The sequence below is a fragment of the Azospirillum sp. genome (assembly GCF_035628975.1).
Classification (GTDB): Bacteria; Pseudomonadota; Alphaproteobacteria; order Azospirillales; family Azospirillaceae; genus Azospirillum.
The window spans coordinates 136,964-163,711 of sequence record NZ_DASPIS010000081.1 but is presented as its reverse complement, the minus strand read 5'-3'; the positions used below and the strand labels follow the sequence as shown (position 1 = coordinate 163,711).

Below are 26,748 nucleotides of genomic sequence, written 5' to 3'. Positions count from 1 at the left end.
AGGACGGGTTACGCCCGCCTGCGCCGCAATTCGCTGCGGATCACGAACAGGACGGCGGCGATCAGCATCAGGTCCAGCGCGAACCAGGTCAGCGCATAGCCGAGATGGCTGTTGGGGAAGCTGACCACGGTCAGCCCGCCGACCGGCCAGCCGCCGGGATTGCGGCTGGAATCGGCATCGATGAAATAAGGCGCGGCGTCGCCCAGCCCCTTGGCGGCGGCGATGGCGGCGACGTCGCGGGAATACCAGCGGCCGGCGGCCGGGTCGTTGCTGCGCAGGAAGCCGCCCTCCGGTTCGGTGACGCGCAGAAGGCCGGCGATGGTCACGGTGCCCTGCGGCTGCCCCTCGGCGCGGGTCGCGGGATCGCGTTTTTCCGGGGGCACGAAGCCGCGGTTGACCAGGACGGTGAAGCCGCGGTCGGTGACCAGCGGGGTCAGCACCCAGAACCCGCCGCCCAGGTCGGAAACCGCCTGGACCAGCGCTTCGCGGTCGTGCAGGAAACGGCCGGTGACGGAAACCCTGCGGTATTCGTCCGACGCGGCGGAGACGGTGGGCCAGGCCTCCGGCCCCGGTGCGGGGACGGGGGAGGCGTGGATTCTGCCCTCCACCCGCTCGATCAGGTCGAGCTTCCAGGCCCGCCGTTCGAGCTGCCAGACGCCGAGCGCGGTCAGGCCGGCGATGCCGGCCAGCGACAGAAGGCCGAAGAGGGCCAGCGCCCAGACCGGGCGGGCCTTCCTGGCCGTGCCGCCCGCGTGGGGCGCGGACGGCTGCCCGGTCACGGCATCTTGCTCATGTCGGGGGTGGTCATGCCGGGCATCATGTTGTGGTTCATGTGGTACATGACCCACAGCGAACCGGCGAACATGATGACCACGACGATGATCGTGAAGATCATCGCCAGCATCGACCAGCCGCCCTCGACGCGGCCGTTCATGTGCAGGAAATACACCATGTGGACGAGGATCTGGACCACGGCCAGCCCCAGGATCACGGCCGTGGTGGTCGTGTTGTCCAGCGTGCCGGTCATGACCAGCCAGAACGGAATGACCGTCAGGATCACCGACAGGACGAAGCCGGTCATGTAGCTGCCGAAGGTGCCGTGGGCGCCTTCGACGTGGCCGTGGTCGTCGTGACCGTGGCCGTCATGCCCACCATGTCCATGGCCCTGATGGGCGTGGTGATCGCCGTGCGCGTGAGTGCTCATCGCAGCATCCCCATCAGATAGACATAGGTGAAGACGCCGATCCAGATGACGTCCAGGAAGTGCCAGAACATGCTGAGGCACATCAGACGCCGGCGGTTGGCCGGGATCAGGCCGCGGCGGGCGACCTGGACCATCAGCGTCACCAGCCACACGCTGCCGAAGGTGACGTGCAGCCCGTGGGTGCCGACCAGCGTGAAGAAGGCCGACAGGAAGGCGCTGCGGCCGGGGCCGGCCCCCTCATGGATCAGGTGCGCGAACTCGTACAGCTCGATGCCGAGGAAGGCGAGGCCGAACAGCAGCGTGATCGCCAGCCAGCCCTGGGTCTGGGCGGTGCGGCCCTTCTCCATTGCCAGCATGGCGAAGCCGTAGGTGATGGAGGAGAACAGCAGCATCGCCGTGTTCAGCGCCACCAGCGGCAGGTCGAACAGCTCCTTCGGCGTCGGACCGGCGGCGTAGCTGGTGCCCAGCACGCCGTAGGTCGCGAACAAGACCGCGAAGATGAGGCAGTCGCTCATCAGGTAGATCCAGAAGCCGAGCGCGGTGCTGCCGGCTTCGTGGGCGTGCTCGTCCCTCACATAGAAGACGGGCGGGGTGGCGTCGCGCGGGGCATCGTGCCCCGCGTGGCCGCCATGCATGGCTTCAACGGTCGTCGTCATGCTTTACACCTGTCCCGCGAGCAGACGGGTCCGCTCGTTCTCGGTCGCCACGACCTCCTCCACCGGGATGTGGAAGTCGCGGTTGTAGTTGAAGGTATGGCTGATGGCGACCACCAGCAGGCCGATGAAGCTCAGCGCCGCCAGCCACCAGATGTGCCAGACCAGGGCGAAGCCGAGCGCGGTGCTGATGCCGGCCAGGATCACGCCGGTGCCGGTGTTGGCGGGCATGTGGATCGGGCGGTAGCCTTCCAGCGGACGGGCATAGCCGCGCTTCTTCATGTCCCACCACGCGTCATTGTCGTGGATCACGGGCGTGAAGGCGAAGTTGTAGCCCGGGGGCGGCGAGGAGGTCGCCCATTCCAGGGTGCGGCCGTCCCACGGATCGCCGGTGACGTCGACATACTGGTTGCGCTTCAGGACGCTGACGGCGATCTGGACCAGGAAGGCACCGATGCCGATGGCGATCAGGACGGCGCCGACCGCGGCGATCTGGAACCAGATCTGCAGCGACGGGTCCTCGAACACGCGCAGGCGGCGGGTGACGCCCATCAGGCCCAGGACGTAGAGCGGCATGAAGGCGACGTAGAAGCCGATCACCCAGAACCAGAAGGACACCTTGCCCCAGAACGGATCCAGGCGGAAGCCGAAGGCCTTGGGCCACCAGTAGTAGATGCCGGCGAACAGGCCGAACAGCACGCCGCCGATGATGACGTTGTGGAAGTGGGCGATCAGGAACAGGCTGTTGTGCAGCACGAAGTCGGCCGGCGGAACCGCCAGCAGCACGCCCGTCATGCCGCCGATCACGAAGGTCAGCATGAAGGCGACCGTCCACATCATCGGCAGTTCGAACCGGATGCGGCCGCGGTACATGGTGAACAGCCAGTTGAAGATCTTCGCACCCGTCGGGATCGAGATGATCATCGTCGTGATGCCGAAGAACGAGTTCACGCTGGCGCCCGACCCCATGGTGAAGAAGTGGTGCAGCCACACCAGGTAGGACAGGATGGTGATGACGACGGTCGCGTAGACCATCGAGGTGTAGCCGAACAGCTTCTTGCCGCAGAAGGTGGAGGTCACCTCCGAGAAGATGCCGAAGCAGGGCAGGATCAGGATGTAGACTTCCGGGTGGCCCCAGATCCAGATCAGGTTCACGTACATCATGGGGTTGCCGCCCATGTCGCTCGTGAAGAAATGGGTGCCGACATAGCGGTCCAGCGACAGCAGGACCAGCACGGCGGTCAGGACCGGGAAGGAGGCGACGATCAGGACGTTGGTGCAGAGCGAAGTCCAGGTGAAGACCGGCATCTTCATCATGGTCATGCCGGGGGCGCGCATCTTCACGATCGTGCAGATCAGGTTGATGCCCGACAGCGTCGTTCCGACGCCTGCCACCTGCAAGGCCCAGATGTAATAGTCGACGCCGACGTCCGGGCTGGCCTCCAGACCCGACAGCGGCGGATAGGCCAGCCAGCCGGTGCGCGCGAACTCGCCCACGAACAGCGAAGCCATGATCAGCACGGCGCCGCCGACGGTCATCCAGAAGCTGAAATTGTTCAGGAACGGGAAGGACACGTCGCGTGCGCCGATCTGCAGCGGCACGACATAGTTCATCAGCCCCGTCACCAGCGGCATGGCGACGAAGAAGATCATGATCACACCGTGGGCGGTGAAGACCTGATCGTAGTGGTGGGCGTTGAGGTAGCCCTCGCTGCCGTTGAAGGCGATGGCCTGCTGGGCGCGCATCATGATGGCGTCGGCGAAGCCGCGCAGCAGCATGATCAGGCCCAGGATCATGTACATGATGCCGATGCGCTTGTGGTCGACGGTGGTGAACCACTCTTTCCACAGGTAGCCCCACAGCTTGAAGTAGCTGAGGGCCGCCACCAGCGCGATGCCGCCGAGCATGACCGCGAAGAAGGTCGCGACCAGGATCGGCTCGTGATAGGGGAAGGACTCCAGGCTGAGGCGCCCGAAGAGGAAGGTCGTCAGTGTCTCAAGCATGCCGGTGTGCCCAATCAGGGATTGGCCAGCCGCTGCGGTCCGGCCTGGGAGGCGGACGCGCTGATCGGCGTGACGGTGGGGCGCTGCACGGCGCCCGAGTTTGCGGCGGCTTCGACCGCCTCGGCGACGGTGCACAGGCCGGTCGGCTGCGTGTCCGGGAAGCCGGCCAGGCTGTTGGCCCGCAGGATCCCGTTGGCCGCGGCCATGCCGCCGGCGTTCAGCCCGCCCGCACGGTCGATGGCGGCCATGTCGCTCATGCACATGGTGCCGGGGCGCACGCACAGGTTCACGACGGCGTTGAACAGCTTCGGATCGACGGTGCCGAAATGCTGGACCGGAACGGCCTCGCTCGGCTTTTCAAGCGCGATGTAGGCGTTGCGGTCGAGCGGGGTCGCCGCCGACTTCACCTTGGACACCCAGCCGTCGAAATCCTGGTTCGACAGGCCGTGGAAGGCGAAGCGCATGTGCGAGAAGCCGGCGCCGCTGTAGTTGGACGAGAAACCCTTGTAGGTCCCCGGCTCGTTGATCACGGCGTGGAGCTTCGTCTCCATGCCCGGCATGGCGTAGATCATGCCCGCCAGCGCCGGAACGTAGAAGGAGTTCATCACCGTGGAGGCGGTGAGGCTGAAGCGGATCGGACGGTCGACCGGCGCCGCCATCTCGTTCACGGACGCGATGCCGTATTCGGGATAGACGAACAGCCATTTCCAGTCGAGCGCCACCACCTGCACGTCCAGCGGCTTCACGCCGGCCGGGAGCGGCTTGTCGGCCGCGATGCGGTCGAGCGGACGGTAGGGGTCGAGCTTGTGGGTGGTGACCCAGGTGATGGCCCCCAGGCAGATGATGATCAGCAGCGGGGCTGCCCAGATCACCAGTTCGAGCTGCGTCGAATGGTCCCAGTCCGGTTCGTAGCGGGCTGTGTTATTCGACTGACGGTAACGCCAGGCGAACAGCACGGTAAGCGCCATGACCGGGACGATGATCAGCAGCATCAGCAGGGTGGAGATGACCACGAGGTCTCCCTGCTGGCTGGCAACGTCGCCGGCCGGGTTCAGCACGACCAGGTTGCAGCCACTCAACGCCGCCATCACTGGCAGCAGGGCGATTGCGCGATAACGGCTCAAGGCAGGACCTGTATCAAAGGTTTGCTTTGGGGAGACAGCTAGCGTCCATGCCCCAGCGGCGACATTGGACAATTTGTCCAATGCCCCGACTCCTGCGCGCTTGACAGGTCACTGATTGGTGCGGTGACATATTGTATGATCTACGGATCATCGCAAGCGAAATAACGCAGCCGGGGCCGACATGATGACTTCATCGATTGCGGCGGTCGAACGGGATGCGAGGCTGGTGAACGCGCGGCATCACGGGGTGAATCCCGGAGAAATTGCCATCGGCGTGATCATCGGCCGAACCTCCGAGTTTTTCGACTTCTTCGTTTACGCCATTGCTTCCGTGATCGTCTTTCCGAAGCTGGTGTTTCCCTATGTCGATCCGCTGACGGGCACCCTTTGGTCTTTTGCCATCTTCGCGCTTGCCTTCGTCGCGCGGCCGATCGGCACCTTCATCTTCATGGCCATCGACGACAATTACGGGCGCAGCGCGAAGCTGACCATCGCCCTGTTCCTGCTGGGCGGGTCCACGGTGGCGCTGGCCTTCCTGCCGGGATATGAGGCGATCGGCGTCGCGTCCGCCTGGTTGCTGGCGCTGTCCCGCGTCGGGCAGGGCGTGGCGCTGGGCGGCACCTGGGACGGGCTGGCCTCGCTCCTGGCGATGAACGCGCCGCAGAACAAGCGCGGCTGGTATGCGATGATCCCGCAGCTGGGCGCACCCATCGGCCTGATCGTGGCGAGCGGGCTGTTCGCCTACATGGTCAACAGCCTGTCGGCGGAGGATTTCTTCGCCTGGGGCTGGCGCTATCCCTTCTTCGTGGCCTTCGCCATCAACGTGGTGGCGCTGTTCGCCCGGCTTCGTCTGGTCCAGACGCCGGAGTTCGAGCGGCTGTTCACGAACCGTGAACTGCAGCCGGCCCCGGTGGTGGAGACGCTGCAGATGGAGGGCAAGCGCGTGGTCATCGGCGCCTTCGCGCCGCTGGCCAGCTTCGCCCTGTTCCACATGGTCACCGTCTTCCCGCTGTCCTGGATCTTCCTGAACGCGCAGCACGAGACCGGGGCCTTCCTGGTGATCGAGGTGATCGCCGCCGCTTTCGGCATCGCCGCCATCGTCGCGTCCGGCTACATCGCCGACCGGGTCGGGCGGCGGACCCTGCTGGGCAGCTGCGCCGCCGCCATCGCGGTGTTCAGCGGCTTCGCCCCGCTGCTGCTCGACGGCGGGCAGACGGGCGAGGCGGTGTTCATGGTGGTGGGTTTCGTCATCCTCGGCCTGTCCTTCGGCCAGTCGTCGGGGTCGGTGGCATCGGGCTTCAGCCAGCAATACCGCTACACCGGCTCGGCCATGACCTCCGATCTGGCCTGGCTCTTCGGGGCCGGCTTCGCGCCCTTCGTCGCGCTGTACCTGTCCAGCCAGTTCGGGCTGGTCGCGTCCGGCCTCTACCTGCTGTCGGGTGCGGTCTGCACGCTGGTGGCGCTGCGGGTCAACAAGACCCTGTCCTCGTGACGTTCGTGTCCAACGGGCGGGCTCATGCCTGCCCGTTGGCGCCCACCCGGGCCTCCATGGGCGCCAGCCGTTCGCCGGCGGCACCCGAAGCGGGACGCGCCAGATCCAGCCTTTCGCGCGGAAGCGATCCCGGATACTGCTCCGTCAGGAAGCGGATCATCTCCTCGCGCACGAGGCAGCGCAGGTCCCAGGCCGTGCCGGCATCCGGCGCGCTGACCAGGGCGCGAAGCTCCATCGTGTGTTCCTTCAGGTCGGTGACCTGCAGGTTCCACACCCGCTTGTCCCACAGGCTGGTGCTGTCCAGCACCTTGCGCAGATGGTCGCGCAGCGCCGGGATCGGCACCGAGTAGTCGACATACAGCATCACCGAACCCAGGATGTTCGGCGCGTCGCGGGTCCAGTTCTGGAAAGGCTTCTCCAGGAAATACCCCAGCGGAACGATCAGCCTCCGGTCGTCCCAGATGCGCACGACGACATAGGTGGAGGTGATCTCGTCGACATTGCCCCACTCGCCTTCGACCACCACCGAGTCGCCGATCCGGATCGGCTGGGTCAGCGCGATCTGGATGCCGGCGATCAGGTTGGCGATGGTCGGCCGGGCGGCGATGCCCAGCACGATGCCGGCGACGCCGGCCGAGGCGAACAGGCTGATGCCGATGGTCCGCACCAGCGGCACGGTCATCAGCATGAAGCCGACAGTCAGGGCCATGACGGTCAGCAGCGCCAGCCGCCGGAACACCGTCAGCTTGGTCCGCCGCCGCCGCCATTCGAACCCGCGTTCGTTGGGGCCGCTGCGGCCGAGATAGGCGTCGAACACCGCCCCGACCTTGCCGGCGATGGCCCAGCCCAGCGCGCCGATGAAACAGATGCCGACGGCGCGCGCCAGCATCTCCATGGCGGTGTGGGGCAGCGGCAGCGCCGGCACCGAGGCGAGAAGGGCTGCGAAGATCACGGCGAAGCGGGTGGCGGTGCGGCCGGCCGTGACGACCCGGCTCAGCACCGGCGCGTTGGTCGGGCGGAACAGCCGTTGCAGCACCCGCCACACCACCTCGTGAATGGCGATCGCGACAGCCACGGCGACGACCGGCGCCAGGAAGGCGGCGACCGTGGAGGAGATCGGAAATTCCATCGGTTCCTGCTGATCCGGTTTCTGCTGATCGATGAGGCGAGGGGGCGCGGCGCCCCCGGTTCTTACGGGCTTGAGAACATGCCGGCCGGGATTTGGTTCGGGGGCTGTCCCATCCGGACGCCGATCGACCCGCCGGGTATAGGGCGTTGGAGGGAACCCCCTGGCCGGAGGAGGCAATGCTTGCCGGAAGAGGCTCCGCCGCCAATCTTGCAGGGTGAGACAACCGGAAAAGGCGACCAGACCGATGCAAGTCCTTCCCCGCGCGACCACGCCGGCGCCGATGCGCAAGAGGCTGCCCATCGCCGCGCTGGCCGTTCTGGCAGGCCTTTCCGCCTGCGCCGGAATCGAGCCCGACTTCCGCAAGCCGGGCGCCCAGCGCCTGACCGGGCCGGAGGTTTCCACGCTGCTGGGCGGCCACACGCTGAGCATCGTCAACCCGCGCGGCAAGTCCTACATGAACCGCTTTTCCAAGGACGGGTCGATCGTCATTTCCGGCGCCAAGGGCAACGAATACGGGCGCTGGACCGTCACCGGCGACCGGTATTGCCTGACGCTTGACGTGGACCCCCGCCAGCAATGCATGGAGATCTACCGGCTGCCGGACGGCCGCTACCAAATGGTCAACGCCGACGGGACGCTGCGGAACACCTTTCAGGTGGATTGAAGCCCGACCGTCAGCCGGTCCGAAGCGCGTTGACCGTCAGCCGCCCCGCCGGCCAGGAATGGACGAGGCCGGCGGCGCGCAACTCCGGCAGGGCGCTGCCCACCTCCTCCGCCGACAGACCGGTGGCCTCGACAAGGGCGGGGCAGGTCTGCGGACCGGAGCCCAGCGCCGAGAGGATTGCGGCGGCCGGCGTACCGGGGGCGCGGAGCGCATCGGCCGGACGGGGCGGGGTGCGGCCACGGGCGGCGGCGATCATCAGCGCCAGCGCCCGCAACTGTCCCAGCCGGTGCATCGCCTCGCCGCCCAGTTCTTCAGCCAGCGACAGCGCCGTGTGGCAGCGCGCGACCAGCCGGGCGAGCGCGGCGAGGTCGTCGGTCCGGTTCGCCACCACGGCGGCGACGGCTGCCTGCGCCAGCGTTTCCAGTTCGGCGTCCGCCACGGCCCAGTCCTGCCGCCGGACGGCCTCCAGAAGCGCATCGGTCAGCGATCGCAGCGCCGGCTCCAATACGCTCATTCGCTGCTCTCCTCCTTGGGATCGGGCGGTTCGGGATCGGGCAGGGCGGGCCAGCGGCCGGGCGTCCAGCCGGCGCAGACATAGCCGGGGGACGGGTCGGCCAGCGGCAGGGTCACGCATTGGATGCGCGGAGCGCCGGCCTGGCTGGCCCGCGGCTGGAACAGCAGGGCCACGCCGCAGTCCTCGATGATCTTGTCCTCTTCGCCGTTGGCGCGGCAGTAGCGGTTGAAGCGGTGCGACAGCGCCATGCTGTTGGCGACGATCACCCGGCAATAGCCGGCGCGCGACGAGGCCCCGCCTTCCTTCGCCTGCCAGCGCTCGGTGGTCAGGCCGCTGTCCATCACCGGGGTGACCAGCCAGTCCACCATCATGCCGGACGCGATCCAGGCGCTGGGCTCCGAGCGCCCCAGATCTTCGCAGATGGCGACGGCGAGCCGGCCGAGGTCGGGCAGTTCGAACAGGGTGAAGCAGTCGCCGGTCTCGATGTCCTCGCGGGCGCAGTCCAGCAGCCGGCCGTTGCGGTCGCGCAGGTCGTAGGAGCGGCACTGGTTGCTGTCCAGGTCCCAGCAATGAAGCTTGGTCTGGCTGCCGATCACCGTGCCGCAGCGGTCGAGCAGCAGCGCCCGGTTGTGCGGTCGTCCACCGTCCTCCGCCTCCTCCTTAACCCCGACCAGGGCGTAGCGGATCGGGCCGTCCACCGCCTGGGTGCGCAGCGCTTGCCGGATCGCGTCCAGCGTGCCGGCCCCGACCGAAACCTCGGGGAACAGCACGAAGGTGGCGCCCTGCTCCGCCAGTCCGGCGATGGCGTCGGCGGCGCGGCGGCTGAAGTCGCGTGGGGTGGGGTCGTACCAGTCCTCGCCGTCGCGGCGGAACTGGTGGATGGCGAGGTCGTCCTCCGCCTCGGCCAGCGGGACGATGCCGATCACCGGCGTCCAGGTGGGGTCGGCCGGGTCCTGGTCGGACACCGCGGCGATGCGGCGGTATTCGACGGCGATGCGTCGGTCCGGGTCGCCGTCACGCTCGGCCTCTATGGTCAGGCCGGGCGGCACGGCCAGCAGGGTGGAGAACAGGTCGACCGGGTCGAAAGCGTCGGGATCGGCGCCTGGCGGTGCCGTCTCCCGGATGTTCATGGCGCGCGCCAGCACGCCGGGGCGCAGGATCAGCTGTCCGTCCGCCGGGTCGGCGTTGAAGCGGCCGTCGCGGTTCAGGCGGCGGCGCGCCTCCAGCCGGTCGGCGGGGAGCAAGTCGTCGGATGCCCGGATGTCGTATCGGGAGGCCAGCGGCGCGAACCACCCGTCGATGGCCTGCGCCGCCGCGAGTATCCGGTCGAGGTCCAGTCCGTCCCCGACCCACCTCTCCAGAGCGGCGGCGCCCTTCCGCAACTCCGGCGCCGCCTCCCCGGCCAGCCGGCCGGCCCGCGCGTGGTCCGCCTCCAGCCCTTGGGCCAGGACGCGGACCTCGTCGCGCCGTTCCTCCAGCAAGCGCCACAGCGCCATGAACAGATCGGCAGGGTGCATGTGCGTCAGGGGCTTGCCGTCTGGGTTTGGGCAGTCTGGCTTTGGGCCGGCTGGAACTGCAGGATCTTCGGCGTCCGCATGTCCTCGCCGATGGGGGCGTCGCTGGCGGCGCCGCGCATTGCGGAGACCGAACGGGGGAAGCCGCTGCGGTCGCTGTAGTCCGGCACCGGCAGGCTGCGGTAGTAGGCCTCCTCCCGGTGCAGCTTCTGGGCGCAGACCACGTCCAGCGCCGTCGCCGCCACCACCGCGCCGAAGGCGATGCGGGCGTTGCCGGCGCGGGGGTTGTCCTGCATGCCGGCGGCGAGCGTCGCCATGTCGACGGCGTCGCCGGCGATGCGGCTCCAGATCCAGGGCTTGGGATCGCCGAGAGCCAGCAGGCCGACGCCGGCGGTGATCTCCCGCACGCCATAGGCGCGGATCAGGTTGGTCTTGTCCTCCATCCCCATCCAGCGGGCGATGGTCCGGCCGGCCATCAGTTCGGCGACGCCGAGGCCGATGCTGAACCAGCCGAGCCCGCGGGCGAGGTTGTCTCCGGTCGAGGAGCGGTTGTAATAGGCCATGACGTCACCTCAGGGCTTGAGGACCACCTTGATGCAGCCGTCCCGCTTGTCGCGGAAGGTCTTGTACATCTCGGGGCCCTGATCGAGCGGAACGGTGTGGGTGATGACGAAGGACGGGTCGATCTGTCCTTCCTGGATGCGGTTCAGCAGGTCGTCGGTCCAACGGTTGACGTGGGTCTGGCCCATGCGCCAGGTCAGGCCCTTGTTCATCGACATGCCGAAGGGCATCTTGTCGATCAGCCCGCCATAGACGCCGGGGATCGACAGCGTGCCGGCCGGGCGGCAGACATAGATCATCTCGCGCAGCACATGGGCGCGGTCCGATTCCAGCATCAGCGCCTGCTTGGCGCGGTCCATCATGCTATCGAGCGTGGCCGTGGCGTGCGCCTCCATGCCGACGGCATCGATGCACTTCTCCGGACCCTTGCCGCCGGTCAGCTCGTTCAGCCGCTCGACGACGCTCTCCTCCTCGAAATTGATGGTGATGGCGCCGCCGGCCTTGGCCATCGCCAGCCGTTCCGGCACGCGGTCGATGGCGACCACCTGCTTGGCGCCGAGCAGGATGGCGCTGCGGATCGTCATCTGCCCGACCGGGCCGCAGCCCCAGATCGCCACCGTGTCGTCCGGCTGGATGTCGCACTGGGCGGCGGCCTGCCAGCCGGTGGGGAAGATGTCGCCCAGGAACAGAACCTGCTCGTCGGTCAGTCCGCTGGGGATTTTGATGTGGGTGCGGTCGGCGAAGGGCACCCGCACATATTCGGCCTGTCCGCCGGCATAGCCGCCGGTCAGGTGGGTGTAGCCGAACAGGCCGGCGGTGGTGTGGCCGAAGACCTTGTCGGCCAGCGCCTTGTTGCGATTGGAGCGCTCGCAGACCGAATAGTTGCCGCGCTTGCACTGGTCGCATTCGCCGCACCAGATGGTGAAGGGCACCACCACCCGCTCGCCGACCTTCAGCACGCTCTTGGCGTCGGCCCCGACCTCCACCACCTCGCCCATGAATTCATGGCCGACGATGTCGCCCTTTTCCATGCCCGGCATGAAGTGGTCATGCAGGTGAAGGTCGGACCCGCAGATGGCGCAGGTCGTCACCTTGACGATGGCGTCGCGCGGATGCTCGATCTCCGGATCCGGGACCGTGTCGCAGCGGATGTCGTTGGCGCCGTGCCAGACCAGTGCTCTCATCGATCTCTCCCCGACTTTTGCCTTCGTTACGGTTGCGTTCAGCAACAGGACCGGCGGCCGGAGCGTTCCGGTGCCGGCCCTTTCCCGAATGGCGATGGTCAGAGGATCAGTGCTTTTTCACGGGCGACGCCGCCGGACATGGTGGCGGTCTGGCTTTCGTCCAGGCTGTTGCGCAGGGCGGGGAAGTCGATCTCCTCCTCCTGCCGGATATGGCCGTCGATGATGCGCTTCAGGTCCAGCGCCACGGCGAGCCAGCGGGGATCGTCCTTCGGCGTCTGTTCCAGCGTGAAGAGATGCATCTTCATCTCCGCATGCTCGCCGTAGAGATGCTTGGCGTCCTCCTCCTTCCGCGCCTGGTCGTGCAGCATGGGATAGACGACGTCCTCCTCCGCCATGGCGTGGGCGGCCAGCCGGCGCTTCAGGCGCAGCAGCAATTGGGTGCGGCGGCCGGGCGCGTCGATGGGCGTCTGCACCATCTCCACCAGCAGCGCCTGGATGTGGCGGTGGTCGTCGATCAGCGCGTCGAAACCGTCGCGGCCCGCAGACGCGCGGGCCGATCCGGCGAGCTGCGCCACCACCGGCGGCAGCAGCCGGCTCGCCACCAGCGCCAAGGCCGCACCGCCGGCCATCATCGCCAGCCCGCGGGCCGACATCCAGCCCGTGCCGTCCTCATGGGATTGGCCTGCTTCCGGATAGCGTGGCGTGTAGCGTGGCATGTCTGGGCTCCTTCCTGCCGGTTGGGTCATCTGGCCCACCAACAGGCGCGGAAGCCCCGGCGTTCCGGTGTGCGGCCGGGTGCCAGGCGGCGCGGACCGCGCGTCAGCCCGGCAGCGCCGCCTGAGGGAAGGACAGCGGTCGGCTTTGGCGAACCGGTGCCGCTACCCGCCACAGCACCGTCATGAGGATCAGCGTGCCGAAGAACATGTAGGATTGCAGGATGTTGAAGGACGTGTCCGCCAAGGCGTTCGCGGGCTTGAAGGCGTCGACGGCGGTGAGAAGGAACGCCACGCCAAGGAGTTGGAAATTTCGGTTCGCGGCCTGTGGGCTTTCCGCCGCCGTCCCGGCCACGGCGAGGAAGGCGATGGCGAAGGCGGGCAGCAGAATGCCGAAATGGTGGATCCAGGCGACCGGCGATCCGACCGTGAAGCATATGCCGGCCATCGCGAAGGACAGGATCCCGCCGTCACCGTGGTCGTGCCGGCGCCAGAGCAGGCCGAAGCCGATGAACAGCAGGCCGGACGACATGGTTGCCCAATAGACCAGCGGATGGTGCGGGGCGAAGGCGTCGCCCAGCCATTGCACATTGTTGCCGTTGTGGAGCAGCCGGTTCAGAAGCCCGTTCAGCGTCTGGTTGGAGTAATATCCCTCGCCATGCGCGCCGATGAAGGACAGGACGTCCAGATAGGTCAGCATCGGCTTCACCCCGTACAGCATTGCCGTCACCGCGGTGCCGACAGCCACGACGGCCGCCCAGCCCCCGGCGATCCGCCACTCCTTGCGCAGCAGCGCCCACAGCAGGAACAGCGACATCTGCGGCTTTATCAGCGTCGACAGGCCCAGCAGCATGCCGACCGCCCAGCGGCGGTTGCGGCAGTAGAGGATCGTCGACAGGACGAACGCCGCGTTCAGCCAGACCTGGATCTGGCCGACCGAGAAAGCCTTCGCCACCGGGAAGAAGCCGAGCGTCGCGAGCACGCCGAGGCTGGCCAGCTTCAGACGCGCGGACAGCGTATCGGACGGGCCGGACAGTCCCAGCCGAGCCGCCAGTTCCAGCATGAGAACGCCCATGCCGAGCGCGGTGGCGCAGGTGAGGATGAGGTTGACCAAGATGTAGACCCGAAGGTGCAGCAGGCCGACCGACGACATCACCTCCATCGGGAGAAGGGAGGTCAGCGGATATTGGAACTTCACATGTTCGACGAAGAAGATCGCTTCATAGACATTCTCGCCGAGATGCCGATGCAGCCAGTCGAAGGCCTTCATCATCGGTTCCCAGGAATCCAGGGGAAGCCGGGCTGGCGATCCGACGAAAATCAACTGGAGGACATCGGAGATCGAACATTCGGTCAGGCTGGTGGAATCCAGAAACGGCTTGAGAACGATATCGAACAGTACGATGACGAGAAGTAGGAATGCCGACGTGATTGCGACTGCCGACATCAGCCGATTCGTGCCATTTGCCCTGCCAAAGTCCTGTTGCCCGCCAGCATCCATGCTCGTCGCTCCCGATCCCGATTATTATTGACGATCGACGGTGGCGAGGGCCGATGACGAGACGGCCGGCACATCCGATCTTTGATCGTCTGCTCGTCGACGCTTCGCAGCGCTCGACGTTCGGAGCGGAAGGCTAGGTTAGTAATCTGGCTTTTGGAACATGTCCCACCGGTTGTAGGCAGGATTAATGCCATTGTGTGGAAGAAACATTTCCGCGCGCCAGAGCCATCATAGGTGACGGTTCGACCAAATCCGACTTAGCGTCCACTCGTCTGCCGCGGTATTTCCGCTTCCGCCATTCGACCGATGCCTCGGGCAAGTGCCGGAGTCCGGCGAGTGCCTGAACGGGTGCGCCGAAGCGCTCGCCGGTATCGAAGGCCGGTCAACCCGGCTTGCCTTCCTCCCGGTTGCGCGGACGCTTGCCGGCGTTGTCCTTCGGGGTCGGCGGGGCGGCGTGCTGGTCCGGCAGGTCGCGGCGCTGTCCGGTGCCCTCGCCGATGGTGACGGTGGTCGACGGTCCGCCGCCGACGGTGTGCGGCAGGTCGTCCGCGCTGCCGGTTCCGACACCCATGCCCTGGCCGGCCCGGCCGGGGGCGACCGGCCCGCCACCCTGTGCGCCCGGATTGGGGCTGTCGGCGTTGGAGACCTGCCGATCGCGATCCTGATCCTGGTCCTTGTTCATGCTGTCCTCCCGGTTGGTGTTTGCCCTTCGGCCAACATGCCGTCCGGTCGGGAGTTCCGGACACGGTCGGACGGGGAGGGGGCGGAACGCCCGTTGGGGGCCGCGGTTGTCGGTTGGCGGCGGTGGGCGGCAGCGCCCGGACGGCCGCCGCTGAGTTTGGAGACCCAACGATGGCAAATCCTTCGCAGACCGCCGCCGGCGCCGGGCGCAGCGGCGGCTCGCCCACATATCCACCGCCCCAGACCCCCGGCCTCAGTGCCGTGCTGGAGCGCAACATCCAGGCGCTTCAGGCCCGCCGCAAGCGGGAGGTGGTGGAGGCCACGCTTCAGGACCGCATCGCCGACGCGATCACCCGCTTCACCGGCAGCATGCGCTTCGTCTACCTGCATCTGGTGCTGTTCGGCGGCTGGATCCTGATCAATCTGGGCTGGATCCCGCTGGTCAAGCCGTGGGACCCGTCCTTCGTCGTGCTGGCGATGATCGCGTCGGTGGAGGCGATCTTCCTGTCCACCTTCGTCCTGATCAGCCAGAACCGCATGGCCTCCGTGTCGGACAAGCGCGCCGACCTCGACCTGCAGATCAGCCTGCTGGCCGAGCATGAGGTGACCCGGCTGGTGACGCTGGTCTCCTCCATCGCCGATCATCTGGGGGTGAAGACGGAGGTCGACGCGGAACTGGACGTCATCCGGCAGGACGTCGCCCCCGAGGCCGTGCTGGACGAGATCGAAGCCACCCAGACGGAGAACAAATCAAAATGATCGGCGGCGCGGCGCCATCCGGCAACCCGCCGTTGACGAACGCATGGAGGTTATGCGTTTAGGGAATCCCTCGGTCCTGCATGCGATATTGTTCTGGAGGCGAAGAATATCCTAAGGTCAGGCTACCCCCATTTCGGGCTTGGCGCAGACCACGTCCCGACAGAGACCAGCTTAAGGCCCCCGGTGACCGACGGTGATGGCGTCCTCTCACATAATCGTCGGTGGCGCCACCTGGTTCTACCTGTCGAGCCGGTACGGGATGACCTTCGACCCGGTCGCCTTCGGCGCGGCGATTCTGGGGGCGCTCGCGCCGGACATCGATCATCCGAAATCGACTCTGGGGCAGATGGTGAAGCCGCTGTCCACGGCGATCTCCAACATCTTCGGACATCGCGGCGTCACCCATTCGGCCCTTGCCATCGCCGGATGCCTGTGGGTTCTGCATGAGCATGCAGCCTACCAGCACCTGCTGATCCCCTTCATCGTCGGCTATCTCACCCATCTGGCCGGCGACCTGCTGACCCCGGCCGGGCTGCCGCTGCTGTGGCCGATCAAGCGGCGGCGCAACTTCGCCCTGCCGGTGCTGAAGACGGGCGGATTTTCCGAACAGTTGGCGGTGACGCTGATGGCGGGCTGGATGATCTCCGGCCTGTTCGCCGGCGGCTGGCCGCAGTTCCCGCTGGAACGCCCCTGGCGGTCCGTCGTCGCCGCGGCGCAGACCTATCTGGGGGAGGGCGGCGAGAAGTCCGCACCCCCCGTGCCTGTGCGCAAGCCGCCCGAAAGCAACCGCACGAAGCCGCTGAAGGGCTGAGCGCCGCCCATTTCCGCGCTTTTGCTCCATCGCCGATGAAAGTTCGGTTTCCGTCGCCGCTCTCAAGAGACATGCGGCGGCGAGGAGCCGTTTTCGAATTTCGTTCGGCCAACTTGCGCAAGCGCTCGGATTGCGATCGCAAACAGGCAGTATGTTCTGAAATTTTGCCGCAGAACCAAAATTCTGTTCGGCATGGAGGATATATTCCAAGATGTTGATCGGAAAAATCGGCAAAATACCAGATGGCACGGATTCGGGGAAATCGGTTAGCCTGACAGGCATCGGACCGGCCCTTGCGCAACGCCGGCCACGAGCTTTTCCCAGCTCTCGCCCCCCGCCCCCGACCAGAGCCAGCCACGCGATGAACCAGATGATCGACCCGAGCGTTGCCCCCGCCTTCGAGCCGTCCCTCTCCACCGGTGCCGGCCCCTTCGCCGCTTTCGCCCCCGTCGTCCGTCCGGCCAGTCCGCTGCGTCAGGCGATCACCGCCGCCTACCGCCGGCCGGAGCCGGACTGCGTGGCGTGGCTGGTGGAGCAGGCGACGCTGCCGGCCGAGGTGACCGCGGCGGCGGCCCAGACCGCGCGGACGCTGATCTCGGCGCTACGCGCCAAGCCGCAGGGGCGCGGGGTGGAGGGGCTGATCCACGAGTACAGCCTGTCGAGTCAGGAAGGCGTGGCGCTGATGTGCCTGGCGGAGGCGCTGCTGCGCATCCCCGACCGCGCCACCCGCGATGCGCTGATCCGCGACAAGATTGCCGGCGGCGACTGGCGCGCCCATCTCGGCAACAGCCCGTCGCTGTTCGTCAACGCCGCGACCTGGGGGCTGCTGGTCACGGGCAAGGTGACGGGCGTGCTGGGCGATACTTTCGGCGGCGAGCAGGCGCTGTCCTCCGCTCTGACCAAGCTGATCCTGCGCGGCGGCGAGCCGCTGATCCGCCGCGGCGTCGATTTCGCCATGCGGATGATGGGCGAGCAGTTCGTTACCGGCCAGACCATCGACGAGGCGCTGTCCAACAGCCGCAAGATGGAGGCGGAAGGCTTCCGCTATTCCTACGACATGCTGGGGGAGGCGGCGACGACCGCCGCCGACGCCGACCGCTATTACGCCGACTATGAAAAGGCGATCCACGCCATCGGCAAGGCGTCGGCCGGGCGCGGCATCTATGACGGTCCCGGCATCTCCATCAAGCTGTCGGCCCTGCACCCGCGCTATTCCCGCGCCCAAGCCGACCGCGTGATGGCGGAACTGCTGCCGCGCGTCACCGAGCTGGCCCGGCTCGCCCGCCGCTACGACATCGGCCTGAACATCGACGCCGAGGAGGCCGACCGGCTGGAGCTGTCGCTCGACCTGCTGGAATCGCTGTGCTTCGACCCGGATCTGAAGGGCTGGAACGGCATCGGCTTCGTCGTCCAGGCCTATGGCAAGCGCTGCCCCTACGTCATCGACTTCATCGTCGATCTGGCCCGGCGCAGCAGCCATCGGCTGATGGTGCGTCTGGTCAAGGGCGCCTATTGGGACAGCGAGATCAAGCGCGCCCAGGTCGACGGGCTGGAGGATTTTCCGGTCTACACCCGCAAGCTGCACACCGACGTGTCCTATGTCGCCTGCGCCCGCCGGCTGCTGGCGGCACCGGATGCGGTGTTCCCGCAGTTCGCCACCCACAATGCCCAGACGCTGGCGACCATCTACCGGATGGCCGAGCAGATGAACCCCGCCGGCTTCCAGGTCGGCCAGTACGAGTTCCAGTGCCTGCACGGCATGGGCGAGCCGCTGTACAAGGAGGTGGTCGGTCCGCTGAAGCGTCCCTGCCGCGTCTATGCCCCGGTCGGCACCCATGAGACCCTGCTGGCCTATCTGGTCCGCCGCCTGCTGGAGAATGGCGCCAACAGCTCCTTCGTCAACCGCATCGCCGACAAGAGCGTGTCGATCGACGATCTGGTCGCCGACCCGGTGGCGCAGGCCCGCGCCACCCTGCCGGTGGGCGAAAAGAACCCGCTGATTGCCCTCCCGACGGATCTCTACGGCGTGGAACGGCCCAATTCCGCCGGCCTCGACCTGTCGAACGAAACCACGCTCGCCGACCTGTCCGCCGCGTTGCGCGACAGCACCGCCGTCGCCTGGACCGCCGCCCCGCAGCTGGCCGACGGCGAGCGCCGCGGAAGCGCCCAGCCGGTGCTGAACCCGGCCGACCATCGGGACGTCGTCGGGCACTGCGTCGATGCCGCCCCGGCCGACATCGCCGACGCCTTCCTGTTCGCGGAGGCGGCCGCCCCGGTCTGGGCCGCCACCCCGCCGGCCCAGCGCGCCGCCTGCCTGTTCCGCGCCGCCGACGAGATGCAGGCGCGCATGCCGACCCTGCTGGGCCTGATCATCCGCGAGGCCGGCAAGTCCACCGCCAACGCCATCGCCGAGGTGCGCGAGGCCATCGACTTCCTGCGCTATTACGGCGCCCGGGTGCGGGACGGCTTCGACACCGACACCCATCTGCCGCTGGGGCCGGTGGTTTGCATCAGCCCGTGGAACTTCCCGCTCGCCATCTTCTCGGGCCAGGTCGCTGCGGCGCTGGCCGCCGGCAACCCGGTGCTGGCCAAGCCGGCGGAGGAAACCCCGCTGGTCGCGGCGGAAGCGGTTCGCATCCTCCGCGCTGCCGGCGTGCCGGCCGGTGCGGTGCAGCTGCTGCCCGGTGCCGGTCAGGTCGGCGCGGCGCTGGTCGGCCATGCCGGCACCCGCGCGGTGATGTTCACCGGCTCCACCGAGGTGGCCCGCCTGATCCAGCGCCAGCTGGCCGAGCGGCTGTCGCCGGAAGGCGCGCCGATCCCGCTGATCGCCGAGACCGGCGGCCAGAACGCCATGATCGTCGACAGCTCCGCCCTGGCCGAGCAGGTGGTCGGCGACGTGATCGCCTCCGCTTTCGACAGCGCGGGGCAGCGCTGCTCGGCCCTGCGCATCCTCTGCCTGCAGGAGGATGTGGCCGACCGCACCCTGACCATGCTGAAGGGCGCGATGCGCGAACTGCGCCTCGGCAGCCCCGACCGGCTGGCCATCGACGTCGGCCCGGTCATCACCGCCGAGGCACGCGACGGCATCACCCGCCACATCGAGGCGATGCGGGCCAAGGGCCGCCGGGTTGAGTCGCTGCCGCTGCCGACGGAGACCGCCAACGGTACCTTCGTCGCGCCGACGATCATCGAGATCGACCGCATCGCCGACTTGGAGCGCGAGGTGTTCGGCCCGGTCCTGCACGTCCTGCGCTTCCGCCGCGACGATCTGGACCGGCTGGTCGATGCCATCAACGGCACCGGCTATGGCCTGACCTTTGGCCTGCATACCCGCATCGATGCCACCATCGACCGGGTGACCAGCCGGATCGAGGCCGGCAACCTGTACGTCAACCGCAACACCATCGGCGCGGTGGTGGGCGTACAGCCCTTCGGCGGCCACGGCCTGTCCGGCACCGGCCCGAAGGCCGGCGGCCCGCTGTACCTGTCGCGCCTGCTGTCCGTACGTTCGGCCCTTGACCTGGGCTTGCGCGGAAATGACGCCGTACGTGCGCCGGCCCACGCACTCGCCGGCTGGCTGGCCGACCAGGGCAAGGCGGAGATCGCCACCGACATACGGTCGCTGGCGAAGCGCTCCCCCGTCGGCGGCAGCGTCGAACTGGCCGGTCCGGTGGGTGAAAGCAACGTCTACAGCCTGATCCCGCGCGGCCGCATCCTGCTGCTGCCTCAGACGGAGGACGGGCTGTACCGGCTGCTGGGAGCGGCACTCGCCACCGGCAACGAGGTGGTGGTCGACGGCGACAGCGCCGTCACCGCCTGCCTGGCGAGCCTGCCGGCGGAGCTTGCCGCCCGTGTCCGGGTGACGGCGAACTGGCTGTCCTTCGGTGCTCTGGCCGGTGCGCTGGTGGAGGGCGATGCCGCCCGCCTGCTGGCCGCCAACCGCCGCATCGCCGAACTGCCCGGCCCCATCGTCCTGACCCAAGGCGTGCCGGCCGGCGGCGAGGGAGTGGAGATCGCCTGGCTGATGAACGAGCGCTCGCTCAGCACCAACACCACCGCGGCCGGCGGCAACGCCAGCCTTGTGGCGATGAGCTGAGGGTTTGGAGGGGGAAATCCCCCTCTCCCCCCCGGGGAGAGGGGGATGCACAGGGTAGATTCTCGGTAAAGGGCCGTTATACGTCCCCCTCACCCTTAACCCTCTCCCCGGAAGGGAGAGGGGATTTCAGCAAGTGTCCGGCGCAACCTTTCCGCCGTCTCGGCATCGGCTGGGAAGAAGGCCTCGATCGCCAATTCAGACAGGGTGACGTCCAGCGCCGTCCCGAAGACCGTGGTCGTGCTGAACAGGCTCAACAGGCCGAGGGACGTGTGCAGGCGCAGCGGAACGACCACGTCGGGATGGTGCCCGGCCTCGCTGCCGCCATCATCCGAAGAAGAGGGCGGGTCGGGATAGCCCTGCAACTCGTTGCGCAAGGCCACCAGCGCCGGGTCGGCGCTCGCCTCGATCTGGCGGGTCAGGCGGGACAGCACATGCTCGCGCCATTGCGCCCAATTGCCGATGCGGCCGGCCAACCCGTCGGGATGTAGGCTGAGACGCAGGACATTGACCGGCGGGGTCAGCAACTCCGCCGCCACTCCCTTCAGCAGCGGCGCCACCGCCCGGTTCGCTGCAATCAGCTGCCAATGCCGGTCCACCGCCAGCGCCGGGAAGGGCTCGTGCCCCGTCAGCACGAGGTCGACCGCCTTGCGCGCCGCCTCCATCGCCGGGTTGTCCAGGCTGTGTTCGCTGTAGACCGGGGCGAAACCGGCGGCGACCAGCAGGGCGTTGCGGTCCCGCAGCGGCACGTCCAGCCGTTCGGCCAGATGGATCAGCATGCTGCGGCTGGGCTGCGAGCGACCGGTCTCCAGGAAGCTGACATGCCGGGTGGAGATGTCGGCCTCGCAGGCGAGATCAAGCTGGCTGAGGCCGCGGCGCTGGCGCCAGGACCGCAGCAGGGCGCCGACGGGCGGCCCCGCCGGCGCCCTGCCGGTGCGGGTGGCGGATTGAGGAGTGCCATGGGACATGGGACTTGGCTCCGAACCGGTATCGACTGCCATCGTTGCCGTCACCCGCGGGCGAAGGCCAGCAGTTCGGCGTTGAAGCGGTCGCGGTGGGTGAGGAACAGGCCGTGCGGAGCCCCCTCGTAAAGCGACAGGGCGGCATTCGGCATCAGCGCCACCGTGCGCTCGGCGAGTGCGAGCGGGGTGGTCACGTCGCGGTCGCCATTCACGACCAGGGTGGGCACGGTGATGGCCGGCAACTCCTTCCGGAAATCGGCGGAGGTGATGGCGCGGTGGCACTCCAGCAAAGCCTTCAACGAGGATTGCAGCGCCATTCCGGTGATCCATCCCTTCATCTCCGCCGATGTTTCCCCGGTCACGAATGGATCGATGTTGTCGCCGAGCCATTTGGGGAAGTCGCGCAGCAGCTGTTCCGACCGGAAGGTTTCGAACAATGCCGGATCGACGCCGTCGGGGTTGTCGTCGGTCCTCGCCATCAGCGGCGTGATGGTGCCCACCATCACCACTCCCTTCACCCGCCCGGCGCCGTGGCGGGTCAGATAGCGCACGATCTCGCCCGTCGCCATCGAGTGGCCGACCAGCGTTACGCCGCGAAGGTCCAGCGCCTCCAGCAGGGCGGCGACGTCGTCTGCCAGCCGGTCGAAGTCGTAGCCGGACGGCGATTCGTCCGACTTGCCATGGCCGCGGCGGTCGAAGGCGATGCAGCGGCATCCCTGCTCGGACAGCGGCGCCATCTGGTAGGCCCAGGCATCGGAGGTCAGCGACCAGCTCGACACGAAGACGATGGGCGGGGCGCCTTCGCGGTTGCCCCAATCGCGGTGGAACAGGCGCACGCCGTCGTCGGTCTGAATGAACCCCATGATGTCCTTCCTCCCTTGCCGACCCGCCGGATTGTCCCGGCGAACCCAGGATCGCCCGGCGGAGGGCGCCGAATCGATTACTTGGCAGGTAACGGTGGCCACGAACCTCCCCGCGGCATGCGCATGCCTGCCATCACCGTCGCACTGCGGTACGCCCGCAGCCGATCCGGTTAAGGTCCTGAACCTTCATCGTCGCCGTTCGGGCCATCCATGCGTCTCATCTTCCTGCTCGGCCTCGCCGGGTTCGCCAGCGCCTTTTCCCTGCGCACCACCGATCCGATGCTGACGCTGATCGCCGACGATCTCGGCGTTACGGTGCGGCAGGCGGCGCTGCTGGCGTCCGCCTACACGCTGCCCTATGCGCTGATGCAGATCGTGCTGGGACCGGTCGGGGACGCTATCGGCAAGTCGCGGCTGGTGCGGCTGGCGCTGGCCGTGCTCACGGTGGGGCTGGCGCTGTCCACCATCGCGCCGACCTACGGCACGGTAATGGCCGGGCGCATCCTGGCCGGCGCGTTCGCCGGCGGCATCATTCCGGCCTCCATGGCGCTGATCGGCGACCGCGTGCCCTATGAGGAGCGCCAGATCGCCATCAGCCGCTTCCTGCTGGCGGTGATCCTGGGGCAGATGTCGGGGTCGGCGGTGTCGGGGGCACTGGCCGAGGCCTTCGGCTGGCGCGCGGTGTTCGGCCTGTCCACAGGCCTGACCGCGCTGATCTGCGTCGCCACCCTGATCGGGCTGGCACGAGAGGTGGAGACGCGCTCCCGCCTGTCGGTCGCGGACGCGCAGCGGCGCTACGCCACCGTGCTGACCAACCCGGCCTCGCTGATTGTCTTCGCCACGGTGGCGGCGGAAGGGTTGCTGATCTTCGGCGTCTTCCCCTTCGTGGCGCCGGTGCTGATCGAACATGGCGCGGCCGGCGCCTTCCAGGCCGGGCTGACCATCGCCGCCTTCGCCATCGGCGGCGTGGCCTACAGCGCGGTGGTGCGGCGGCTGATCGCCTCGCTCGGCCAGTGGGGCATGATGAAGGCCGGCGGTCTGGCGGCCGGTCTCGCCTATCTCGTCATCGCCTTCCCGGTGCCCTGGCCGGTGGTGAGCCTTGCCTTCCTGGTCGCCGGCTTCGGCTTTTACATGCTGCACAACACCATGCAGACCCAGGCGACGGAGCTGGCGCCGACCGCCCGCGGGTCGGCGCTGGCCCTGTTCGCTTCCTGCTTCTTCATCGGCCAGGGGATCGGGCCGGTTCTCTACGGCTACATCTCCACCCATACCGGCTTCGGTCCGCTGTTCCTCGGCGTCGGCGCGCTGACCGCCGGGCTGGGCTTCGCCTCGGCCCGGCTGATCCGGCGGGGACGGGCGTAGGCATTCCTCAGAGACAAGCCCGGATATAGGGCCGGTTCGCCTCCCACAGCTCGTCCAGGATGGCGACGGCGGCGGTGCTGGAGTTGATGACCGGGTCGATCAGCAGGGCCTGCAGCGCCAGTTCCTTCGATCCGCGCAATGCCGCCTCCACCGACAATTGCTGCACGTTGGCCTGGACCGACAGCAGTTTGACGATGCCGTCGGGCAGGCGTCCGAGCGAGATCGGGTGGATGCCGGCAGCGTCCGCCACCAGCGGCACCTCCACCGCCAGCTCGTCGGGCAGGCCGGGGATGACGCCGCGGTTGATGACGATGCCGCTCTCGATGAAGCGCTTCTGGTTGTGCAGTTGGCCCGCGATCACCGCAACCGCCCGTTCGCCCCAGGACGGCTTGGTCCAGTCGTCGGGGATCGGCTTGCTGCCGTCGATGACGCCGTCCATCAGGTCGCGCAGGATGACGCGGCCCTCTTCATCGTGCTTGAAGTCGAAGCCGTGCTCCCCGGCCTCCCAGCCATAGGGCAGGAATTCGCCGGTGTGGTCGTCGCTGGGCGTCACCCACAGGCCGAAGGCGTGGAACAGGCGCCGCGCCAGCGGGGTGAAGGCGGGGTCGTGCGTCGCTTCGCGTTCGCGCAGCAGGGGGTAGAGGTCGCGCCCCGTCGCCTTCTCGCGGATTGCGGTCAGCCATTGGAAATGGTTCAGCCCGGCGCCCCAGACATCCACCTCCTTCTCCGCCAGGCCCAGGATCTGGCAGATGAACCAGCGCGCCAGGAAGATGCCGTGGCAGAGCCCCAGCGTCCGCACCGACGTGCAGCGCGACAGGCCCAGCACGATGCGGCTTTCCGGGTTGGACAGGTTGATGAACAGCGCGTCCGGGCAGATCGCCTCGACGTCGCGGACGATGTCGACGATCAGCGGCAGGGTGCGCAGCGTGAAGAACAGCCCGCCGGGGCCGCCGTTCTCGCCCAGCGTGTGGCGGATGCCGTGCTTCTTCGGCACCTCGAAATCCAGTTTCCACAGCCGGTTGCGGTCGATGGCGATGGCGCACAGCACGAATCCGGCGCCCTGCAGGGCGGCCTTGCGGTCGGTGGTCTTCTCGATGGTGATGCCGGCGTCCCCATGGCGGTTCATCACCTCCGCCAGCGCCGCCATGCGGTCGAGCGCCTCCGCGTTGGTGTCGACCAGCGTCAGGGTGCTGCCGGCCAGTTCGGTGGTGGAGAACAGGTCCTGGAACAGGCTGAGCCCGAAGGCGGCGCTGCCCGCACCGATGAAGACGATCTTGGTGGTATTCGGCATGGTGGTTTTCCTCCGTTGTCGGAGCGGCTGAACGCCGTCTTATCGCAACAGGCTACGCCTTTCGGACGGGTCCGCACAGTGCCTGCGTGCAACCGCCCGATGCTGCGCCACCGCGTCGCGCTATGCCCGATCGCGTGCTTGTCCCATGGCGAAGGGCGGCCGGCTGGGGCATGCTGGGGAAAACGACCATCCCCGTGGGAGGATAAGAATGGACAGCTTCAGCCAGCCCGTGTCCCAGGCCGCCGATGCCAAGCCGCTGAGTTTTCCGCCGGATTTCCGCTGGGGTGCGTCCACCGCATCCTACCAGATCGAAGGGGCGGTCAATGCCGACGGCCGCGGCCCTTGCGTGTGGGATACCTTCACCGCTGATGGACGCATCATGGACGGCAGCAGCGCCGCCGTCGCCTGCGACCACTATCACCGCTTCCCGGAAGACATCGCGCTGATGAAGGCGGCGGGCTTCGACAGCTACCGCTTCTCCATCGCCTGGCCCCGCATCCTGCCGACGGGAACCGGGGCGGTGGAGACGCGCGGCCTCGATTTTTACGACCGGCTGGTCGATGGGCTGCTGGAGGCGGGGATCACGCCGATGGCCTGCCTCTACCATTGGGACCTGCCGCAGCCGCTGGAGGATGCCGGCGGCTGGCAGGGGCGGGAGATCATCGGTCCCTTTGCCGATTATGCCCGCATCGTCACCGCGCGGCTGGCCGACCGGGTCAAGACCTGGATGATGCTGAACGAGCCGAACGTGGTCGCCATCTTCGGATATGGGGTGGGGGAGCATGCCCCCGGCCACAAGCTGGGCGAGCAGGGCATCCTGCGCGCTCTGCACCACCAGAATCTGGCGCAGGGGGCGGCGCTGCGCGCCATCGCGGCGGAGCATTCCGGCCTGACGCTGGGCACCGTGCTGAACCTGCAGCCCGCCGTTCCCGACAGCGACCGGCCGGAGGATGTGGCCGCGACCGCCCGCTGGGACGCGGTGTGGAACCGGGTGACGCTGGACGGGCTGATGCGCGGGCAGATCCCGGCGCTGCTGGCCGACAAGATGGCGGACTTCGTGCTTCCCGGCGACGAGGAGGCGATCCGCTATCCCATCGACCTGCTGGGCATCAACTACTATTCCCGCATGACGATGAAGCATGAGGAGGGGCGGCCCTTCGACGTCGGCTGGGGCGAGGCGCAGTGCCGGCGCTGGACCGGCATGGCGTGGCCGGTGCAGCCGGAGGGGCTGTACGACCTGCTGACCGAGCTCCGCACCGATTACGGCAATCCCGCCGTCTTCATCGCGGAAAACGGCTGCGCCTATGACGACGTGGTGACGCCGGACGGCCAGATCCATGACGCGGAGCGCGTGCTGTATTACCGCGAGCATCTGGAATCTGTGGCGCAGGCGCTGGCGGACGGCTGCAACGTCAAGGGCTACCTGTGCTGGAGCCTGCTCGACAATTTCGAATGGGCTTACGGCCTGTCGAAGCGGTTCGGCATCGTGCGGGTCGATTACGACACGCTGGAACGCACGCCGAAGGACAGCTACCGCTTCCTCGCCGAGGTTGTGAGAACGGGAAGGCTTTAAGCCTTTCTTCGCCCCTGCCCCTGTACTTTTGTCCAAGCACGTCCTATTCGTTAGTAATACGGACGGTAAGGGATTGAGGGCGGAGGCCCGGGATGG

The 26,748-nt window shown here is 67.7% G+C and carries 23 protein-coding genes; 7 read left to right on the top strand and 16 right to left on the bottom strand.

Annotated elements, in window-relative coordinates:
• Positions 1-8: 8 nt before the first annotated feature.
• The 5 genes from VD964_RS17970 to cyoA are packed head-to-tail and all read right to left on the bottom strand — an operon-like array spanning position 9 to position 4,985.
• Positions 9-779, bottom strand: coding sequence for an SURF1 family protein (locus VD964_RS17970; RefSeq protein WP_324869881.1), 771 nt, complete (start codon positions 777-779; stop codon positions 9-11).
• Positions 776-1,204, bottom strand: a complete 429-nt coding sequence (gene cyoD / locus VD964_RS17965; RefSeq protein ID WP_324869880.1) for a cytochrome o ubiquinol oxidase subunit IV — start codon at positions 1,202-1,204, stop codon at positions 776-778. Before cyoD ends, VD964_RS17970 begins: the two co-directional genes overlap by 4 nt.
• Complete coding sequence (cyoC, locus tag VD964_RS17960; RefSeq protein ID WP_409017873.1) at positions 1,201-1,860, bottom strand: cytochrome o ubiquinol oxidase subunit III; 660 nt, start codon at positions 1,858-1,860, stop codon at positions 1,201-1,203. Before cyoC ends, cyoD begins: the two co-directional genes overlap by 4 nt.
• A 3-nt stretch (positions 1,861-1,863) precedes the next feature.
• The gene (gene cyoB, locus VD964_RS17955) at positions 1,864-3,861 is read right to left on the bottom strand and encodes a cytochrome o ubiquinol oxidase subunit I (protein WP_324869879.1); all 1,998 of its coding nucleotides are present in this window, start codon (positions 3,859-3,861) and stop codon (positions 1,864-1,866) included.
• Positions 3,862-3,875: 14 nt separating this feature from the next.
• A complete protein-coding gene (gene cyoA / locus VD964_RS17950) occupies positions 3,876-4,985 on the bottom strand; it encodes a ubiquinol oxidase subunit II (RefSeq protein ID WP_324869878.1) in 1,110 nt (369 codons plus the stop codon).
• A 181-nt stretch (positions 4,986-5,166) separates the two neighbouring features.
• Between cyoA and VD964_RS17945 the strand changes: the two genes are divergently transcribed.
• Positions 5,167-6,477, top strand: coding sequence for an MFS transporter (locus tag VD964_RS17945; RefSeq protein WP_324869877.1), 1,311 nt, complete (start codon positions 5,167-5,169; stop codon positions 6,475-6,477).
• Between the two features lie 22 nt (positions 6,478-6,499).
• Here the strand turns inward: VD964_RS17945 and VD964_RS17940 are convergent, their stop codons facing one another.
• The gene (locus VD964_RS17940; protein WP_324869876.1) at positions 6,500-7,606 is read right to left on the bottom strand and encodes a mechanosensitive ion channel family protein; all 1,107 of its coding nucleotides are present in this window, start codon (positions 7,604-7,606) and stop codon (positions 6,500-6,502) included.
• A 244-nt stretch (positions 7,607-7,850) separates the two neighbouring features.
• Here VD964_RS17940 and VD964_RS17935 point away from each other — a divergent pair, with 244 nt between their 5' ends.
• The gene (locus VD964_RS17935) at positions 7,851-8,270 is read left to right on the top strand and encodes a hypothetical protein (protein ID WP_324869875.1); all 420 of its coding nucleotides are present in this window, start codon (positions 7,851-7,853) and stop codon (positions 8,268-8,270) included.
• 10 nt (positions 8,271-8,280) lie between these two features.
• On the opposite strand, the gene VD964_RS17930 is transcribed toward VD964_RS17935, so the two are convergent.
• The 7 genes from VD964_RS17930 to VD964_RS17900 all read right to left on the bottom strand — a co-directional run bounded on the left by VD964_RS17930 (position 8,281) and on the right by VD964_RS17900 (position 14,939).
• Positions 8,281-8,784 carry a hypothetical protein gene (locus VD964_RS17930; protein WP_324869874.1) on the bottom strand — a complete coding sequence of 168 codons (504 nt, stop codon included), beginning with the start codon at positions 8,782-8,784 and terminating at the stop codon, positions 8,281-8,283.
• Positions 8,781-10,301: a nitrilase-related carbon-nitrogen hydrolase gene (locus VD964_RS17925; RefSeq protein ID WP_324869873.1), complete on the bottom strand. Its 1,521-nt coding sequence runs from the start codon at positions 10,299-10,301 to the stop codon at positions 8,781-8,783. Before VD964_RS17925 ends, VD964_RS17930 begins: the two co-directional genes overlap by 4 nt.
• Before the next feature lie 5 nt (positions 10,302-10,306).
• Entirely contained in the window at positions 10,307-10,861 is a 555-nt protein-coding gene (locus VD964_RS17920) for a cyclase dehydrase (RefSeq protein ID WP_324869872.1), read from the bottom strand.
• A gap of 9 nt (positions 10,862-10,870) precedes the next feature.
• Positions 10,871-12,043 carry a zinc-dependent alcohol dehydrogenase gene (locus VD964_RS17915; RefSeq protein ID WP_324869871.1) on the bottom strand — a complete coding sequence of 391 codons (1,173 nt, stop codon included), beginning with the start codon at positions 12,041-12,043 and terminating at the stop codon, positions 10,871-10,873.
• Positions 12,044-12,141: 98 nt separating this feature from the next.
• Positions 12,142-12,759, bottom strand: a complete 618-nt coding sequence (locus VD964_RS17910; RefSeq protein WP_324869870.1) for a hemerythrin domain-containing protein — start codon at positions 12,757-12,759, stop codon at positions 12,142-12,144.
• Between the two features lie 103 nt (positions 12,760-12,862).
• Positions 12,863-14,203 carry a glycosyltransferase family 87 protein gene (locus VD964_RS17905; protein ID WP_324869869.1) on the bottom strand — a complete coding sequence of 447 codons (1,341 nt, stop codon included), beginning with the start codon at positions 14,201-14,203 and terminating at the stop codon, positions 12,863-12,865.
• Between the two features lie 436 nt (positions 14,204-14,639).
• Entirely contained in the window at positions 14,640-14,939 is a 300-nt protein-coding gene (locus VD964_RS17900) for a hypothetical protein (RefSeq protein WP_324869868.1), read from the bottom strand.
• Between the two features lie 170 nt (positions 14,940-15,109).
• Between VD964_RS17900 and VD964_RS17895 the strand changes: the two genes are divergently transcribed.
• From VD964_RS17895 to putA, 3 genes are all read left to right on the top strand, one after another.
• Positions 15,110-15,697, top strand: coding sequence for a DUF1003 domain-containing protein (locus VD964_RS17895; protein ID WP_324869867.1), 588 nt, complete (start codon positions 15,110-15,112; stop codon positions 15,695-15,697).
• A 196-nt stretch (positions 15,698-15,893) separates the two neighbouring features.
• Complete coding sequence (locus tag VD964_RS17890) at positions 15,894-16,508, top strand: metal-dependent hydrolase (protein ID WP_324869866.1); 615 nt, start codon at positions 15,894-15,896, stop codon at positions 16,506-16,508.
• A gap of 370 nt (positions 16,509-16,878) precedes the next feature.
• Positions 16,879-20,604 carry a trifunctional transcriptional regulator/proline dehydrogenase/L-glutamate gamma-semialdehyde dehydrogenase gene (gene putA / locus VD964_RS17885; RefSeq protein WP_324869865.1) on the top strand — a complete coding sequence of 1,242 codons (3,726 nt, stop codon included), beginning with the start codon at positions 16,879-16,881 and terminating at the stop codon, positions 20,602-20,604.
• Between the two features lie 95 nt (positions 20,605-20,699).
• Here putA and VD964_RS17880 read toward each other — a convergent pair whose 3' ends face one another.
• Entirely contained in the window at positions 20,700-21,569 is an 870-nt protein-coding gene (locus VD964_RS17880; RefSeq protein WP_324869864.1) for a helix-turn-helix transcriptional regulator, read from the bottom strand.
• 41 nt (positions 21,570-21,610) lie between these two features.
• A complete protein-coding gene (locus VD964_RS17875; RefSeq protein WP_324869863.1) occupies positions 21,611-22,426 on the bottom strand; it encodes an alpha/beta hydrolase in 816 nt (271 codons plus the stop codon).
• A gap of 210 nt (positions 22,427-22,636) precedes the next feature.
• Here VD964_RS17875 and VD964_RS17870 point away from each other — a divergent pair, with 210 nt between their 5' ends.
• Positions 22,637-23,788, top strand: a complete 1,152-nt coding sequence (locus VD964_RS17870) for an MFS transporter (protein WP_324869862.1) — start codon at positions 22,637-22,639, stop codon at positions 23,786-23,788.
• A gap of 7 nt (positions 23,789-23,795) precedes the next feature.
• On the opposite strand, the gene VD964_RS17865 is transcribed toward VD964_RS17870, so the two are convergent.
• Positions 23,796-25,079, bottom strand: coding sequence for an alpha-glucosidase/alpha-galactosidase (locus VD964_RS17865; protein WP_324869861.1), 1,284 nt, complete (start codon positions 25,077-25,079; stop codon positions 23,796-23,798).
• Between the two features lie 208 nt (positions 25,080-25,287).
• Between VD964_RS17865 and VD964_RS17860 the strand changes: the two genes are divergently transcribed.
• On the top strand, positions 25,288-26,652 hold the full coding sequence (locus VD964_RS17860) for a GH1 family beta-glucosidase (RefSeq protein WP_324869860.1): 1,365 nt from the start codon (positions 25,288-25,290) through the stop codon (positions 26,650-26,652).
• Positions 26,653-26,748: the final 96 nt, after the last annotated feature.